Source organism: Thalassotalea sp. G2M2-11, assembly GCF_017168195.1.
Lineage (GTDB): Bacteria > Pseudomonadota > Gammaproteobacteria > Enterobacterales > Alteromonadaceae > Thalassotalea_E.
Window position 1 is genome coordinate 271,970 of the sequence record NZ_JADNYL010000004.1, and the last position, 16,072, is coordinate 288,041.

Consider the following 16,072-nt stretch of genomic DNA (forward strand, 5'->3'; position numbering starts at 1 on the left):
AAGAAAACCAAGGAGGTAATTGCCATGATGAAAGACCAATTATCACAGAGTTTACTCAATAAAAAAGCTGAATTAAGTAAGCGCATTGCTGCAATAGAAGCCGACTTTAAAAAGGGGCGATCGGCAGATTTTTCAGAGCAAACCACCGAGAGTGAAAATGATGAAGTGCTAGACGGTATTCATCATGAGGCAAAAGTGGAACTTTCATTAATCTCTCATGCCTTGGAACGGATAGAAAATGGCAGTTATGGGGTATGTGAACAGTGCGATGAAGCAATTGCACAAGAGCGATTAAAAGCGGTGCCATACACCACAACTTGTATAGATTGTGCACAATAAAAGGATGACGTTATGACGATTGAAAAACACGACTTACATCATGAATTTCCTGAGTTTGAGCAAGAGATCCGTCAATTAAAAATGTCGAATGCACATTTTGCTCGGTTATTTAAAGAATATCACGAGAAAGATCATGAAGTGCATCGTATTGAACAAGGGGTAGAAAATACCTCAGATGAATATTTAGAAGTACAGAAGAAGCAAAGATTACTCCTAAAAGACCAGTTATTTACCTTGTTAAAACAGGCGCAAGCAGTCGCCTAATACTGCACCTTGATACACTCCGTTGTTTTTGGCTGATGTTCTGCATCAGCCTTTTTTTATCTGTTGTGTTATTGCCTGCTGGGTTCAAAGCCATCGTATCGTGGCAAATCTGCATCTAAATCATCCCAACTGGCTTTGGAGCTGACAAAATTATGAGAGATTGGACGTTCGTTTATCTCTGAATCCAATAAACCTAACCTGAGGCGAATGCGATTTGGATCGTCATCATTCGAGCTGTAAATAGGTGAGCCACAGGTTTGGCAAAAATGACGATATCGGCCCGCTTTAAACGAAAAATGTGATAAGTTTTCTTGTCCTTGGCTGATGATAAAATCTTTGGTCTTAACAAAGCCATTGGTTGCATAAGCGGTGCCGCTGTTTTTACGGCACAAAGAGCAATGACAGTGAATGATTTCATTAATTGTGCCTGTGATGGCAACATGTACCTTGCCACATAAGCACTGTCCTTTATACATAATATCCTACCTTAAATCCTGTGTTACGCTAAGCGTGTGCCATTAGGCACTAGTTTGTCTGGTACCGCAAGCACCACGGCATTATCGTCTCGGTGAAATCCTGTTACTAAGCATTCTGACATAATTGGACCGATTTGCTTGGGTGGAAAGTTAACAACTGCCATCACTTGCTTACCGATGAGCTCTTCTTTTTGATAAATATCAGTGATCTGCGCACTTGATTTTTTAACCCCAATGGCGTCGCCAAAATCAACTTTTAGTATGTAGGCTGGGTTACGCGCCTGAGGAAAATCATCTACCGCGATTATGGTGCCAGCGCACAGTTGCACTCGTTGAAATTCATCCCATTGTAATTCCTTCATAGTAGTGTCCTTTTTATTTGCATGTTCGGTTCGTTCTGGTCAATGACTATGACAGCAGAATTTGGGTTAATCAAGACGGTAATCACGTTCTACTTTGGCAATACGAACACTGAAGGATTGATACCAAAGCTGGCGCCCAGTTTTTTGTGCGCTTAAATGCTCTGTATTGGCTTTCCACTGTTTTATCGATGCGAGATCTTGCCAGTATGACACTGTGATACCAACCGCTTCTCTGGCTGATTCAATCCCTAAAAAACCGGGTTGTTGCTGGGCAAGTTCTACCATGCGCTTGGCAGTTTTTTCGTAGTTCTCTTGTTGCTTCGATAGTGTCGAGGTAAAAATTACGGCGTAATAAGGAGGTTCGGGGGTTGATGCAATTAATGACATTGATGAAATTCCATTGTTAGACGAGTTGTAGGGTCATAAAAGTGCTGTAAGGGTCTGCTTGGTATGGAGCAAATGGCGCACAAGAGGTAAAGCCAAATGACTGATAAAGTTTATGGGCCGGTGTAAATGCTGCCATAGTGCCCGTTTCAAGACTTAAACGTTGATATTTTAGATTTTTAGCTTCATTTATCACGTGTTGAAGTAACTGACGAGCAACGCCTCGACGGAGATATTGCTTAGCCGTTTTCATTGATTTAATTTCACCGTGATCATGTGCTAACGCCTTTAATGCACAACATCCGGCTAGGTTGTCATTATCCCACAAGCTCCAGAAGCGAATATTAGGGGATGATAAGGCTTCAAGATCAAGCGCATGGACACTCTCTGGTGGAGAATGACGCATCATTTCCTGATGATGGTCGGTCAATAATTGCATAACAGCCGGATGATTTTGTAAGCCTATTTTAATTTCCATTGTATACTTATCCGTTGTTGAAATGTTACCGATGGCATCATCGCTAAAAACGGGCTTAAATACTAGTTTGTTTATATTTTATATATCAAGGAAACCTTGGCTGTTGCTTAATGCTTTCTTCAATAAATGCATACAAGTTATATAGCTAACCGTAAATTGCCCGTTCACGGCTCTCTCGGTGTTTGTTGCTATCGAAAATCGTCTTTACCGCGTGAATTTTTTGTAGATATTCTAGGGGTAATCCTGACTCTTTTGCACCAACCAGTACGTGGTTAAGGTACCATGAGTAGGGTTGTAAGCTTGGATCAATCTCGGTGGCATAGTACGTAAAAGCTTCAACACTATTACCTTTAAGATCGTTGACTGTGACTGACTTTATTTCATAGCCGTGACCTAAGCCTTCTATTTGATCTAATTGTGGTTTTTCATGACTTTTGATTTGATAGATCACACCAAAAATCTGCTGATTGTGGCAAACACTTGCATGACCTTTCCCAGAGCCATCAGCGCCTACTTTGTCAAAGCGTAATTGATGATCCGCTAACATATACATACCTAGTTTTTGAGCGCTAGGTACTCTTGCCTGCAACCTTAACAATGACATATTGGAGCCATAGGCGAAATATTTCATCTGGTGACCCTGATTTATTAGACCTATTTATTACAATAGCACTTGCTTTAATGGTGTGCTATCTGGGTAGTGTGCGGTTTGTGCTAAGAATAGCTCTGCGGTGGCAATGGCATCATTAAGGGCGTTGTGGGCGGAGTATTGTGGTAACTGGTATTTTGCTCGTAAACTGGCTAAACGTAACTCAGAGGGATCGTAAGCGACATCTTTTTTATCCAATCTTCGTTTGGCAATGACTAAGGTGTCAATCATAGGAAAAGAGGGAGCTACTCCATAGAGTTCTAAACAAGCCTGTTTGAGAAATTCTCGTTCAATACGTGCAAAGTGTACTAGCATGACTTTTCCGGCTAATGCTTTAAGTAAGGTTTCTATGACAGTTTCTAACGGTAGCCCTTGTAATTGTTGTTGATCGGTAATTTGATGGATGATGACATTATCAGCTTTTAATTTTTGTTGGGTATTGATGATTTGATGATAGCAACTACCAAGGTGAATTTGTTGTTGTTGTACTTCGATAAAACCGACACTCAGTAATTTATCTTGTACGGCATCTAGGCCTGTGGTTTCAAAATCAACCGAAACAATGTTAGCTTGATTCAGCAAGCTGTTGACACTGGGAAAAGGCACGGAAAGAAACTCTTTTAACGGGCCTTCAGGCGCTCGTAATAAATCACGTTTACGCTCGATTTCATAACCGACGAGCCATTTCAAAAAAGGATGATGAGTAAACATTATGACATCCTTAATATGTTGCTTGTCGGCTGTCTTGCAAGGTTTTTATTACCTTGAAGGCATCTTTTAAATGTTCCCGTTCCAGTTTTGAAATGTGCTTGGGCGCTAAATAATTATCCGGTTTCTCATTAGCCTGTAATAACTTTGCCTGATGCTCCATACGTAATAGTCCTAAAAACTCATAAGCATCAATTAAATTTGCCGCTGACGATTTAGTTAATGAAGGTGTTCCTGCCACTTGTTGTAAGCGTTCGATAGTGTTGGTAGCAGCCACTCCTTCATTGAGTGCATAAATACGAGCAAGATCAACAATTGGGGCAATTCCGTTATGTTTAAGATCCAGCACATTCTTATTTTCGCCATTTTTAATTAAGACAAAGTCGCGAAAAAAACCTAATGGCGGTCTGAGTGATAAGGCATTTTTCGATAAATGGGCGAGAAACAGGCTATTCCCTTTGGTATTTTCTAGTAGTTTTTCTCTCACTTGCGCCAGTAACGATGGTTCGCCATGTACTGTGGTTAAATCAAAAAAGACACTACTGTTTAATAACGCTTTAGGACTGGGTGTGTTCACCCAACGTTGAAAATAACTGTGCCAAACATGTTGCGGTTGGCGCCACTTGGGGTTGGTTGCCATGATGTCACCCGGACAGTAGACAAAACCGCACCGTGCTAACCCATCGGAAACAAATGTAGCCAGTTGGGCAAACCATTTATCATCATCGGGTTGCATATCATCAGCAATGATAAGGGCGTTATCTTGATCGGAATGTGCAAATTGTTCTTGTCTGCCTTGAGAGCCAGCGGCTAGCCAAGCATAAGCGACAGGTGCTTTACCAAGCGTTTGTTCTGCCAACTCAATTAATCGAATGGTAAAGGCGGTGGTAATGGCGCTAATACTTTTCCCCGCATGATCTGCTGTGGTACCTAATTTTGCCATTTTTATCTGTAATTTAGGTAGCATAGTGCTAATACTGGTAAGTTCGTCGACATCTTTTGCTTTGCGAATAATGTGAATGACATTAACTGCATTTTGACTCTCGTTATTCATTAAGTCAGTGATGGTGACCATGGCATGTGGTTTGCCTTTTTTCATTACTGGCAGATGATGTACTCGTTTGGCGGTCATTATCATTAATGCCTCGTAGGCATTACTTTGACTGTCAATGGTCAGCATATTGGTGGTCATCACTTCACTGACAGGTAATGAATAGTCGAGGCCTTGTGCAATACAGCGTCGACGTAGATCTTTATCTGTGACAATACCTAAAGGTTTGCTGGTGGAACTTTGATCTTCGGTGATGATCAGGCAAGAAAACCCTCGTTCGGTCATTTTTATTGCCGCTTGTTGTATCGAGGCGCTTTTTTCGATAGTTGTTACAGGGGTGTGATAAAACTGCTTAATGCTAGTATTCATTAACGAGGAAGCGATGACCGCCTCTTCATTAATTTGGCTCATCTTGCGCTTCAGGCGCTGTTCAGCACTTTGGCTAAAAAATTCGATCACCGCTGGGTAATTAATCACTATGGTATGCAGTGTCTGATAGTCGATACAATAGAGTAAAGTATCTTCTTCTGCCTGGACGTTGGTGTCACCTTCATTTTCTTGCTGGCAAAATAGCGTACAAATATCGGCTTCGCTGTATTTACCCAATAATTCATCATTATGATCGGTATGGGTCAGTGCGCCTTTTCGTAAAATATACAGCTTATTGGCACCACATTGCTTGGGAGGCATCGAATAACCTTGCTCGACATAGCAGATAGTGCACGCACTGATCACCTGTGACAGTAAATTGGGTGGTAGCTGATCAAAGGGTGGGATTTCATGTATGAAAGCTGAAATATCGGCTAAGTCGTTGTCCATGACATTTCTCTATTAATTAAGGTACACCTTGTTTGTAGAGCATTTCACACCCTATCGTCAACTCTATTTCACCTTACCTAGACTAAAGTGTAATACCTGAATTTCAAATTCCTTGTTAGTGTTTATTCTAGCTTAGATTCATTATGGATTTATGTTCTTGCTTAAGCGCTGACATGGTTATGTGTAGAGTAAATCATTAATCAATCTAGCTAATAACATAACAGGTATAAGAACACGTATAACAACAACAAGCGTGTATTAATGGGCAATACAGCCCAATGCTAGGAGAGAACAATGGAAGACAATACGTCATATTGGCAAGAAAATATTCGCCTAATATTCATCTGTCTTGCTATCTGGTTTGCAGTTTCATTTGGTTTAGGTTTGCTGTTAGTTGAACCGTTAAATGCAATTCGTCTAGGTGGGTACAAACTGGGTTTCTGGTTTGCACAGCAAGGCTCTATTTATTCATTTTTAGGTTTGATCTTTTGGTATGGTGCCAAAATGAACAAGCTTGATAAAAAATATCACTCGGAGGGCTAAAAATGGATGAGTTAAAGCTTTATACATACATCGCCGTTTTTGGTACTTTCGCACTTTATTTTGCGATTGCATGGTGGGCTCGTGCAGGTTCTACTAGTGACTTTTATGTTGCTGGTGGTGGCGTAACGCCGCTACAAAACGGTATGGCAATTGGTGCAGACTGGATGAGTGCTGCATCTTTCATCTCAATGGCAGGCTTAATCGCGTTTTTAGGTTATGGTGGCTCAGTATTTTTAATGGGTTGGACCGGCGGTTATGTATTACTTGCAATGTTGTTAGCGCCTTACATGCGTAAACACGGTAAGTTTACTGTACCTGAGTTTATTTCAGATCGTTATTATTCAAAAACCGCTCGCATTGTAGCTGTTATTTGTTTAATCATCGCATCGGTCACTTACGTTATCGGTCAAATGAAAGGTGTTGGGGTTGCATTCTCACGCTTCTTAGAAGTTGATTATGATTTAGGCCTAGTGATCGGTATGGTTGTTGTATGGGTTTATGCGGTTCTAGGTGGTATGAAAGGTATTACCTATACACAAATCGCTCAATACTGTGTGATGATTTTTGCTTACACCATTCCTGCGGTATTTATTTCTTTACAGCTTACAGGTAATCCAATTCCACAATTAGGCTTAGGCAGTACGCTTGCTGATGGTAGTGGTGTCTATTTATTAGATAAATTAGACATGGTGGTTACTGATTTAGGCTTTAAAGAATACACCACGGCTAATTTAGGCGGCACATTGAATATGTTTGCTTACACTATGTCGTTAATGATCGGTACTGCGGGCTTACCTCACGTTATCATGCGTTTCTTCACTGTGCCTTCGGTACAGGCGGCACGTTCTTCAGCTGGTTATGCCTTAGTATGTATTGCATTACTTTATACTGTTGCTCCAGCAGTTGGTGCTATGGCTCGTTTCAATTTAATGAACACAATTGAACCAGCAGCGGGTGAGAACCTAACATATGCCGAACGTCCACAGTGGTTCAAAGACTGGGAAAAAACGGGTCTATTGCAGTTTGAAGATAAAAATGGTGACGGTAAAGTTCAGTACACTGCGGATAAAGCAACCAATGAAATGGTAAAAGTTGACCGTGACATTATGGTATTGGCTAACCCTGCAATTGCAAACTTACCTAACTGGGTTATTGCATTAGTGGCCGCCGGTGGTTTGGCCGCAGCGTTATCAACGGCAGCAGGTTTATTGTTGGCGATATCTTCCTCGGTTTCACATGATTTAATGAAAGGGGTGTTTACGCCTGATATGTCCGAGAAGAATGAGTTGCGGGCTGGTCGTATCACCATGACCATAGCCATTCTCTTTGCGGGTTATCTGGGAATGAATCCGCCTGGATTTGCCGCAGGTACCGTTGCCTTAGCCTTTGGTTTGGCAGCATCAAGTATTTTCCCAGCATTAATGATGGGCATATTCTCTAAGAAAATGTCAGGTAAAGCTGCGGTGTCAGGCATGATTGCGGGTATCAGTGTTACTATGCTGTATGTATTCCAACATAAAGGTATTATGTTTATCCCTGGTACAACATTCTTAGGTGACATGGGAGAAAACTGGTTCTTCGGAATTTCACCTAATGCCTTTGGTTCAGTTGGTGCATTAATTAACTTTGCTGTGGCATTTGCTGTCCTAAGAGTAACAGGTCCTGCGCCAGCGCATATTCAAGACCTTGTTGACCATATGCGTATCCCAACGGGTGCTGGTGCAGCAGCAGCAGATCACTAATTGGGTTTACTGAACAAGTAAACGCAGTTTAAAGGCTCCATTTGTAGTACATTGGAGCCTTTATTTTTTAATTATTATTGTATTATTTTGCTTAGTTCTCTTGTTTTTGAGTTTGTTAAACAAAATAATACCAGCATAAAAAACATTGAATTTTAAAGGAAAAACCATGAACCGACACGTCAAGGTTGCTATTTTTGTTGCCCCCATTCTTCTTTTGTGTGGTTATATTTTATCGGATATGTATTTAGAGCATGAAGCCAGCCAAGCTAAGATCATCGAGTTAGTGCCTTTTGGTCATTGTGATGTCAAGAATGAAAAATGCATTTTAAAGTCGGGTGAATTTGAAGTGAATGTAATGGACAGCAATGGCATTACTACGGTTAATGCCACTTACCCATTAGATACCGCCACTATATTTATTGTTGATGAACATGATCAACCTACTCATTATCAGCTGGGAATGAAAGATAATCCTTATTATTGGAAACGTGAAACACCGCTGGGCAGTTTAATTGCGGATAAAGGTAATAGCCAAAAATTGCGATTAATTATCGAGATTAAAGGCGGTAAATATTTTGCGGAGTTTTATACACAAACGATAAAATAACGGTCAGTTATTTGTTTAAGGTTTCATTACATAAGGAGGTGAATAATCACCTCCTTTTTATTGCTTATTAGCTAAAGATACTGAATGTAGGTTGTGGAGCAAATTCCGACCAAAGAACAACACGCCCTAGTATTTAGCAGGCGTTTGTTGACTAGGCAGTGATGCCTTCATAAAGGTACGAATATCTTCATTCGCAGCTTTTAAGTCTTGTTGTCTTAAATACATCATATGACCGCTTCGATAGCCTTTAAAAGATAAGCGGTCTTTCATTTTGCCACTCGGGTCAAGTTGCCATAAGGTATACTTAGCATCAAAATAATTGGTTGCGCCGTCATAATAGCCTGCCTGAACCATGACATGTAAATAAGGGTTTTGCGCCATGGCTTGGCGCAACTGTTCGCCGGTGTGGTTATTGGTGCGATCCCAAGGATGGACATTACCAAACATGTTGTATTTAATGTCAGTTTTATAGTCGAGTTCTTCACGCAAGTAGTAATTGATCGCTGGGGTAAAGCTGTGAAGCCACGAGGTTAATTCCGCGTAGTAGTCTGGGCGCGAGCCTGCAACTTTTTCATCAATGCCCAAATAACGTGAATCTAATCGACCGATAGTTTGCTCACGCTCACGTAACAGCTCTTTCCAAAAATAACTGGTCTCTATGGCTAAATTATTGCGTAATACTTCTTGTGTAGATAAACCAGAGTATGTGGCGACTTGTTCGGCAATTGTCTGCTTTTCTTGCTCGCTTATAAAAGCGCCCTTGGCAAGTGCAGGTAAATAGTGATTAATGGTAAATTGTTCAACTTGCGGTAATAATTCAGCCAAATCTTGCGCTTGAAGATTTTGTGCTAACGCTTTGTGGTACCATGCGGCAGCGGTAAAATAAGGTAAACGATTAGCGGCTTTTACTGGGCCGTCTCGTTTAATGCCGATGTCGGTTGGAGACACTAAAATGACACCGTTTAAATACATCCACTGACGATTTTGTAATTCTAACGCTAAGCCTGAAACACGGGTAGTGCCGTAGCTTTCGCCAATCAGATATTTAGGCGAACGCCAGCGATTATTGCGGGAAACAAAGGTGGTGATCCAATCGGCTAAATATTTTATGTCAGCATTAACGCCAAAAAACATTTTCTTTTGTTTGTCTTTTGATGGCATTTTGCCTTCTTTATCAGGTAATACCCTTGAATAGCCGGTATTGACTGGGTTAACAAATACGACATCAGCTACATCTAAAATAGAATAAGGGTTGGTTTTTACCCCGTATGGTTGTAATGGATAGCCTTCACTATCGACATTTAGCACACGCGGTCCTGTATAAGCGACATGCATCCACACCGAAGCTGAACCTGGTCCACCATTAAAAGAAATCAGTAAAGGGCGTGTGCTGCTGTCTTTAATGTCGCTACGCTGATAATAGGTATAAAATAAACTTGCGGTAGGTTGGCCTTCACTATCCCATACTGGTTGGGTGCCCGTTGTTGCTGTGTAGGCGATTTTTTTTCCGTTGATCTTAGTGGTATGTTTAGTGGTATTACTGGTATCGATTGCTAATTTTCGTTCATTAGCAAAAGCAGTACTTGTCGCAAAAAATAATACCAGCATCACAAGCTGGGCTAAAAACTTTGTTTGCATGGATTTTTCCTATTATTGTGGCAGACAAAAAACTAACTATACACTAGCGTATAGATAATTTTTTGTCAGAGATTTTAGTTCAATATGGGGTTATATGCGTTGGGCAGCAATATAACTAACCCCAGCTTTGCATAAGTCATGTGTTTCTAGCAGCTATTCCTGCTCCAAAAAGCCTTGAATTCAAACAATAAGATAAAGCTAGAAATTTAAGATACTGTTAAGTTATTCTTTTATTGAACATAGCACTATTTGTTATACAAACCTGAGGTTAACTATCTGATTTATTAAAAGTTGCCGACCTTAGTCGAATACCTTTTTACTTTGTCTCTCGATATGATGAAAGTGTATCAGTTAGAGAAAAGTTATGCTTGCAATGAAACCTGTCGTTATTTTAGTTGCTGCCATGATGGCTAGCTTTGCTATGTTGGTAAATTACATTGTTTCACCACTACTGGGTGAATCCTTGTTGGGGCAATTACTGTTGTTCTTTATTCTCTTTCTTGGAGCGATAGTCAGTTATCAATTACTCTCACTTAAGCGGTCGAAAAATCATCAATATACAGCAATGAGGGTATTGGGAGTAACGCTGACTGAACAGAATATTGCTGAAGCGATTGTGCAATTAAAAGATAACATTACTCAATCGGGCGAACGTATTGACAAAAAGGCCAGTGAGTTAGCGATAAATTCTGCTCAGGTAAGCTATTTTCTTGGTGAGTTGGCAAAAGCGATTCAGGCATCAAGTGATGATGTTGACCGATTGGCAACCGCTGCCGAACAAATGTCTTCAAATACTAACCAAATTAATGATAATGCCTCGATAGCATCACAGCAGGCAAATCAAGCAATGACCTCAACTCAGCAGGGGGTTGAACTATTGTCTGGCAATGTCGTTACCATCAAACGGCTAAATGAAGATGTGGCTGTTGCGTCAGATAAAATTACTTCTCTGGCTGAAAAAGCCACTGAAATTCAAAATATTACCAATGTGATCGATGCTATTTCCGAACAGACGAATTTACTCGCCTTAAATGCGGCGATTGAAGCGGCACGTGCGGGTGAACAAGGGCGAGGTTTTGCTGTGGTTGCCGATGAAGTTAGAGCGCTAGCGGGTAAAACGGCAGATGCAACAGAACAAATTGCGCAAATGTTAAAGCAAGTGAGTAGCGAAACACATGCCAGCACGCAGGTGATGAGTGCGGTAGTGAAACAAAGTGAACAAGTCGTTGAAGAGATGGAAAATTTATCTGATTCATTGCTGCAAACCAATCAAGTGATGGCAGAAGCCTCATCGGCAAGTGATCAAATTAGTTTCGCGCTACAAGAACATAATGCCACCACTGATGAAATTTCTTCGGCAATTACTAACATACATGATTTTTTATTAACCAAAGGCCAAGAAACGCAACAGGCGTCTGAGCAAAGTGAGCAACTCGCCAATTGTACCGAAGCGATATTTGTTGAACTGACTGATTTTGATACTCACTCTATCACCGATAAAATGGCAAAGATTGCTCAGCAATCTGCATCAAAGGTTGGCCAATTATTTGCTGATAAAATTAAGAGTGGTGAAATCACCGAACAAGCGCTGTTTAATTTTAACTATCGTAAAATTGCAGGGACGGATCCGCAAAAATATAGCACGGATTTTGACCGTTTTACCGATCAGCTATTACCTAACATTCAAGAGCCGATTTTAACTGAACATAAACAGGTAATTTATGCTGGCGCTGTCGATATTAACGGTTATTTTCCTACCCATAATAACTGCTTTTCACAGCCACTGACTGGCGATTATCAGATCGATATGATCCATAATCGTACTAAGCGAATTTTTGATGATGCCACTGGACGGCGCTGTGGTAGCCATCAACAGAAGTTTTTATTGCAAACATATCAGCGTGATACTGGTGAAATCATGCATGATGTCTCGGCTCCCATATTTGTTAATGGTAAGCATTGGGGCGGTTTTCGTTTAGGTTTTAAAGCAACTTAGCGGGTTAAAATTTAGTTTGGCTGACAGTCGCGTACCTTGGTTAATGCCGTTGGCTGCTTGAATTCGGCTCTGCTTGCTAATACCTCTTCATTAATTTGTTCGAACAGCTGTTTTGCGTGGCATAGTTTGTCTTGTTCGATCAACACTTGTACTAAACGAAATCGTGCCATATTCGCTTTGACTATATCTTGCGCAGTGAGTGCTAATTCGAGTGCTTTTTCATAATGTTCAGCCGCCTCTTGGTATTGTTTCAGCTGCATATAACTGTTGGCGATATTAAACCTGACCACCGCAATTTGTTGTGTATTACCATAGACTTCACTCCACGTTATTGCTTTTAGCCAATAGCTAACGGCTTCTTCATGTTTGCCTAACTTGTCAGTGACATGGCCAAGGTTGCCAAATAACTCCAACATAAAGTGGCTGTCTGGGCTATGTTGGTATTTTTGGGTGAGGCTAAGTAATAACTCATAGGCTTGTTGATGTTCTTTAAGCACCATTTGTAAATTAGCAAACTGTACCAAACGAATGGGTGAAGGGTATTGCTCATTCAGTTGCTCAAGTAACTGTTTAGCTTTTAAATACTGTGCTTTACTCGCTTGTTTATCTCCCATCGCGATGGCAGTTTTGGCAAAATATATGGCATTGGTAATTTGAAATAAAACGGGTAACTGTTCGTTATTTATCCATTGCTTGGTTTCATCATAAAGCTGTTGATCATATTGTAAATTAAATAATGCTTCGTATTTATACTGTAAAACATCAAAAAAGATTCGACTTTTTGGTGAAACCGTCTGTAAAAAATCATCTGCCTTAGCAATGCAGTCAAAAGGGGATTTCTGACAGACAGACTTAATCATCGTAAAGTTGGTATTTGCCGATGTCTGAGCACTAAACATTAGTTGGCAAAGACATAACTTAAATATAGCTATATATTTAAAATTAATGTGTTTTAGTCTGCGCATTTACTACTTTTGATGGAAACGACTCCGTACCGTTAATAATATGGAAGTAGGGGAAATTAGCAATAATAAAAAGCACTAAACTTTACATGTTTTTGTACATATGTGTTATTAATTAATGAAATCAAAAGGCTATATGATAAAACAATGAATGAGTTTGTGTATTTTATTGACACAATGTGAGTTGACTTTGGATAGATGTAAATGGATAGATAGCTTTATTAGGCAAAATGTTTACATCGATACTTTGATACAAGGTTTTTGCTTGGCAATATTGCCTTTGTTTAATGAAAACCCGCACTAAATGGTAATTTGCTTGATTTGCTTTAATTGTATCACCTGCTTGTGTTGCTATTGTATTTGCTTTAGCAAATGTATTCGCAGCTTTGGGGTATTGCTTTAGTTGCTCATAAATATCGGCGAGATTAAATAATACAACAGCTAATTGTTGTTGATTACCATATATTTCTGCCCACTTCACTGTTTCTTGCCATTGTAAAAGTGCTAGCTCTTTTTTGCCCAATTGATTTGCTGCATGCGCTAAGTTGCCATTAAGTTCAAGCATAAAGTAGGCATCAGGACTATTAGCATACTTTTGTTTTAATGATGATAGTAATTCATATGCTTGTTCGAATTCGTCAATTTGCATTTGTAAATTGGCAAATTGCACAAGCCTGATAGGGGATGGATACTCTTTATTCATTTGGCCCAGTAACGACTTAGCAAACTGATAACTCTCCATTCCTTCTTCTATTAGTTCCAGTCTAATGGCTGTTTTGGCAAAATAAATGGCATTAGAAATCTGGAATAAAAAAGGTAGCTCAGGTTGGTTAAGCCATTGTTTGGTTTCTTTATATAAACTTTGAGTTTTTTGTAAATTAAATAGTGCTTCGTATTTGTACTGTAATAGTTCAAAAAAAATCCGACTATTGGGTGACGTATTATCTAACAATCTATCGATATTTTTCAGGCAATTATAAGGCGAATTTACACAGGTTGCGGAGATTTTTTTCAGTGTAATTTCGTTATTATAAGGGGGGGTTGCGATTGCATAAGCATGAAATGTGTTAAAACAAATTAAAGTAAATATGATATTGATAACATGAGCTTGCTTATGTTGTTTCATCTACTATCGATACATTTCGTATGTTCATTTAAATATCACTCAAATAGCCTTATAGTTCAACAAAAAACATTGGATTAGCAGTGATTTCGGTTCAAATGTTGTGAGACAACTGAATTTGAACCGAGAGATAAACGAAACTGCGCTAAGTTTATTGACAGTGGATACAGCATCTAATGGAGATCCGCCTGATAGATGCTGCAATCATTTTCACCTGTTTTAACTATTTCCTTGCAAGTTTAAGGTCGAGATATAAAAATTACTATCGATAGTAAAGTTGTTCTCACTAACCTGCGTTTCAAGTTCGTTCCATCTAGTTGTCGGTGTTATCCAGGTCGCTTTGCCATTGATAAAGGCGCGCACAGGCATATTAAACCCTGGTTTTACGTTGCTCCAACGGAAGCGGATGCTATCTTTTTTCAGGTAATACTCCAATGTTGGAATACGGTTATCTCGTAAGTATTGATCAAAAAACGGGCTTAAATCCTGTCCGGCTTTTTCACTGATAAAGTCTTCAATTTGCTTTGTTGTCACCGTTTGATGATAGAAAGTTTTACCTATGCCTCGTAAAATATTGCGCCATTTTTTATCGTCATTGACAATTTGGCGAATGGTATGAAGCATGTTGCCACCTTTATCATACATATCACTGGAGCCTTCGCTATGGATATTGTATTGACCGATAATCGGTTGTTGGTTAGCAATATTGATACGTTGACCACGAATATATTTGAATGCGGCTTCTTTGCCATAATGATATTCAAGAAATAAACTTTCAGAGTAGTTGGTAAAGCTTTCATGGATCCACATATCAGCAATGTCTTTGCTGGTGACATTGTTGGCAAACCATTCGTGGCCTGATTCATGGACAATGATAAAGTCAAATAACATGCCGGGGCCTGCATCGCTACGGTCACGCCCTAAGTAACCATTTTGGTAACCATTACCATAAGTGACAGAGCTTTGGTGTTCCATGCCTAAATAAGGGGCTTCAACTAACTTATAGCTGTCTTGATAAAAGGGGTAAGGGCCAAACCAGTATTCGAGCGCTTCTATAGTGCGTTTGGCATCTTTAAATTGCTTTTTCGCTTTGCTTAAATTGTCACGTAACACCCAATAATCCATATCAAGTTGACCATTTTCACCTTGATACTTTTCACCAAAATGCACGTAATCGCCAATATTAATGTTAACGCCATAATTATTAATTGGGTTCACTACTCGCCAGTGATAGGTCTTGGTTTTTGCGGCTTTATTATGTGTGGTGTTAATTAATCGACCATTAGAGACATCGACTAAATGTTCTGGCACTTCTACGCGGATATCAACACCATTATCGGGCTCATCATAGCCATGATCTTTATTCGGCCACCAAATGCTGGCACCAATGCCTTGGTTGCTGGAGGCAATAAAGTCGAGACCATTTTCATCTTTGCTCCAGGTAATACCACCATCCCAAGGTGCGCGTTCTGCAACTCTTGGAGTACCCGAAAAATGTAGTGTGATTGTTTGCTCAGAACCTATTTTTTGCCCTGTTAATGGTTGAATGAAATAACTGTAGCCATCTTTTTTAACGGTGAGTGTTTTACCATTTTGAGTCACTTTATTCAGCGTCATTGGCGCTTGTAATTCAATTTGTAAATCTTTTTGCTGTGCCAATACACGGTAGGTCATGGTATTGCTACCGGCAATGGTACGCGCTTTCGGATCAACCTGAATGGCTAAATCGTAATGACTTAAATCCCACCAGGCTCTTTCAGGGGTAATAGCGCCTCTAAGTACATCTTGGCGAGAACCTTTATTAGCGGTGCCCAATAAATTATCGGCAAAACTTACAGAGCTAAGTTGTGAGCAGACGAGAGCCGCACCGATAACAACTGATTTTGATAGTAATTTCATGGTAATTCTTCTTATGTTGAACTTGGCTTATC

Annotated in this window: 17 protein-coding genes; 6 read left to right on the top strand and 11 right to left on the bottom strand. The window is 39.9% G+C overall.

Annotation, left to right across the window (positions count from 1 at the left end; all coding sequences use genetic code 11):
* Positions 1-24 precede the first annotated feature (24 nt).
* Positions 25-339, top strand: a complete 315-nt coding sequence (locus IV514_RS15155; RefSeq protein WP_206486150.1) for a TraR/DksA C4-type zinc finger protein — start codon at positions 25-27, stop codon at positions 337-339.
* Positions 340-351: 12 nt separating this feature from the next.
* Positions 352-603 (top strand): DUF465 domain-containing protein, encoded by a 252-nt coding sequence (locus IV514_RS15160; RefSeq protein WP_206486151.1) that lies wholly within the window; start codon positions 352-354, stop codon positions 601-603.
* Between the two features lie 68 nt (positions 604-671).
* Here the strand turns inward: IV514_RS15160 and IV514_RS15165 are convergent, their stop codons facing one another.
* From IV514_RS15165 to IV514_RS15195, 7 genes are all read right to left on the bottom strand, one after another.
* On the bottom strand, positions 672-1,079 hold the full coding sequence (locus tag IV514_RS15165) for a GFA family protein (protein ID WP_206486152.1): 408 nt from the start codon (positions 1,077-1,079) through the stop codon (positions 672-674).
* 23 nt (positions 1,080-1,102) lie between these two features.
* Positions 1,103-1,441: a tRNA-binding protein gene (locus tag IV514_RS15170; protein ID WP_206486153.1), complete on the bottom strand. Its 339-nt coding sequence runs from the start codon at positions 1,439-1,441 to the stop codon at positions 1,103-1,105.
* Between the two features lie 66 nt (positions 1,442-1,507).
* Entirely contained in the window at positions 1,508-1,828 is a 321-nt protein-coding gene (locus IV514_RS15175; RefSeq protein ID WP_206486154.1) for an antibiotic biosynthesis monooxygenase, read from the bottom strand.
* 16 nt (positions 1,829-1,844) lie between these two features.
* Entirely contained in the window at positions 1,845-2,303 is a 459-nt protein-coding gene (locus IV514_RS15180; protein ID WP_206486155.1) for a GNAT family N-acetyltransferase, read from the bottom strand.
* A 145-nt stretch (positions 2,304-2,448) separates the two neighbouring features.
* Positions 2,449-2,934: a gamma-glutamylcyclotransferase family protein gene (locus IV514_RS15185; RefSeq protein WP_206486156.1), complete on the bottom strand. Its 486-nt coding sequence runs from the start codon at positions 2,932-2,934 to the stop codon at positions 2,449-2,451.
* Between the two features lie 30 nt (positions 2,935-2,964).
* Complete coding sequence (locus tag IV514_RS15190; RefSeq protein WP_206486157.1) at positions 2,965-3,663, bottom strand: exonuclease domain-containing protein; 699 nt, start codon at positions 3,661-3,663, stop codon at positions 2,965-2,967.
* A 10-nt stretch (positions 3,664-3,673) separates the two neighbouring features.
* Positions 3,674-5,530, bottom strand: a complete 1,857-nt coding sequence (locus IV514_RS15195) for a putative nucleotidyltransferase substrate binding domain-containing protein (protein ID WP_206486158.1) — start codon at positions 5,528-5,530, stop codon at positions 3,674-3,676.
* A gap of 294 nt (positions 5,531-5,824) precedes the next feature.
* On the opposite strand from IV514_RS15195, the gene IV514_RS15200 reads away from it, so the two are divergent.
* From IV514_RS15200 to IV514_RS15210, 3 genes are all read left to right on the top strand, one after another.
* Positions 5,825-6,073, top strand: a complete 249-nt coding sequence (locus IV514_RS15200) for a DUF4212 domain-containing protein (protein WP_206486159.1) — start codon at positions 5,825-5,827, stop codon at positions 6,071-6,073.
* A gap of 2 nt (positions 6,074-6,075) precedes the next feature.
* Positions 6,076-7,815, top strand: a complete 1,740-nt coding sequence (locus IV514_RS15205; RefSeq protein WP_206486160.1) for a sodium:solute symporter family protein — start codon at positions 6,076-6,078, stop codon at positions 7,813-7,815.
* A gap of 166 nt (positions 7,816-7,981) precedes the next feature.
* Positions 7,982-8,422 carry a hypothetical protein gene (locus tag IV514_RS15210; RefSeq protein WP_206486161.1) on the top strand — a complete coding sequence of 147 codons (441 nt, stop codon included), beginning with the start codon at positions 7,982-7,984 and terminating at the stop codon, positions 8,420-8,422.
* A 126-nt stretch (positions 8,423-8,548) separates the two neighbouring features.
* On the opposite strand, the gene IV514_RS15215 is transcribed toward IV514_RS15210, so the two are convergent.
* Entirely contained in the window at positions 8,549-10,030 is a 1,482-nt protein-coding gene (locus IV514_RS15215) for a carboxypeptidase (RefSeq protein WP_241242421.1), read from the bottom strand.
* Positions 10,031-10,424: 394 nt separating this feature from the next.
* Between IV514_RS15215 and IV514_RS15220 the strand changes: the two genes are divergently transcribed.
* Complete coding sequence (locus IV514_RS15220; RefSeq protein WP_241242400.1) at positions 10,425-12,056, top strand: methyl-accepting chemotaxis protein; 1,632 nt, start codon at positions 10,425-10,427, stop codon at positions 12,054-12,056.
* Positions 12,057-12,067: 11 nt separating this feature from the next.
* Here the strand turns inward: IV514_RS15220 and IV514_RS15225 are convergent, their stop codons facing one another.
* The 3 genes from IV514_RS15225 to IV514_RS15235 all read right to left on the bottom strand — a co-directional run bounded on the left by IV514_RS15225 (position 12,068) and on the right by IV514_RS15235 (position 16,040).
* Positions 12,068-12,955 carry a tetratricopeptide repeat protein gene (locus IV514_RS15225; protein ID WP_206486163.1) on the bottom strand — a complete coding sequence of 296 codons (888 nt, stop codon included), beginning with the start codon at positions 12,953-12,955 and terminating at the stop codon, positions 12,068-12,070.
* Positions 12,956-13,184: 229 nt separating this feature from the next.
* Positions 13,185-14,144 carry a tetratricopeptide repeat protein gene (locus IV514_RS15230; protein ID WP_206486164.1) on the bottom strand — a complete coding sequence of 320 codons (960 nt, stop codon included), beginning with the start codon at positions 14,142-14,144 and terminating at the stop codon, positions 13,185-13,187.
* A 216-nt stretch (positions 14,145-14,360) separates the two neighbouring features.
* Complete coding sequence (locus tag IV514_RS15235) at positions 14,361-16,040, bottom strand: M1 family metallopeptidase (protein ID WP_206486165.1); 1,680 nt, start codon at positions 16,038-16,040, stop codon at positions 14,361-14,363.
* Positions 16,041-16,072 lie beyond the last annotated feature (32 nt).

Coding starts and splice junctions, on each gene's coding strand:
- IV514_RS15155 (WP_206486150.1), top strand. CDS start 25: ATGATGAAAGACCAATTATCACAGAGTTTACTCAATAAAAAAGCTGAA.
- IV514_RS15160 (WP_206486151.1), top strand. CDS start 352: ATGACGATTGAAAAACACGACTTACATCATGAATTTCCTGAGTTTGAG.
- IV514_RS15165 (WP_206486152.1), bottom strand. CDS start 1,079: ATGTATAAAGGACAGTGCTTATGTGGCAAGGTACATGTTGCCATCACA.
- IV514_RS15170 (WP_206486153.1), bottom strand. CDS start 1,441: ATGAAGGAATTACAATGGGATGAATTTCAACGAGTGCAACTGTGCGCT.
- IV514_RS15175 (WP_206486154.1), bottom strand. CDS start 1,828: ATGTCATTAATTGCATCAACCCCCGAACCTCCTTATTACGCCGTAATT.
- IV514_RS15180 (WP_206486155.1), bottom strand. CDS start 2,303: ATGGAAATTAAAATAGGCTTACAAAATCATCCGGCTGTTATGCAATTA.
- IV514_RS15185 (WP_206486156.1), bottom strand. CDS start 2,934: ATGAAATATTTCGCCTATGGCTCCAATATGTCATTGTTAAGGTTGCAG.
- IV514_RS15190 (WP_206486157.1), bottom strand. CDS start 3,663: ATGTTTACTCATCATCCTTTTTTGAAATGGCTCGTCGGTTATGAAATC.
- IV514_RS15195 (WP_206486158.1), bottom strand. CDS start 5,530: ATGGACAACGACTTAGCCGATATTTCAGCTTTCATACATGAAATCCCA.
- IV514_RS15200 (WP_206486159.1), top strand. CDS start 5,825: ATGGAAGACAATACGTCATATTGGCAAGAAAATATTCGCCTAATATTC.
- IV514_RS15205 (WP_206486160.1), top strand. CDS start 6,076: ATGGATGAGTTAAAGCTTTATACATACATCGCCGTTTTTGGTACTTTC.
- IV514_RS15210 (WP_206486161.1), top strand. CDS start 7,982: ATGAACCGACACGTCAAGGTTGCTATTTTTGTTGCCCCCATTCTTCTT.
- IV514_RS15215 (WP_241242421.1), bottom strand. CDS start 10,030: ATGCTGGTATTATTTTTTGCGACAAGTACTGCTTTTGCTAATGAACGA.
- IV514_RS15220 (WP_241242400.1), top strand. CDS start 10,425: ATGCTTGCAATGAAACCTGTCGTTATTTTAGTTGCTGCCATGATGGCT.
- IV514_RS15225 (WP_206486163.1), bottom strand. CDS start 12,955: ATGTTTAGTGCTCAGACATCGGCAAATACCAACTTTACGATGATTAAG.
- IV514_RS15230 (WP_206486164.1), bottom strand. CDS start 14,144: ATGAAACAACATAAGCAAGCTCATGTTATCAATATCATATTTACTTTA.
- IV514_RS15235 (WP_206486165.1), bottom strand. CDS start 16,040: ATGAAATTACTATCAAAATCAGTTGTTATCGGTGCGGCTCTCGTCTGC.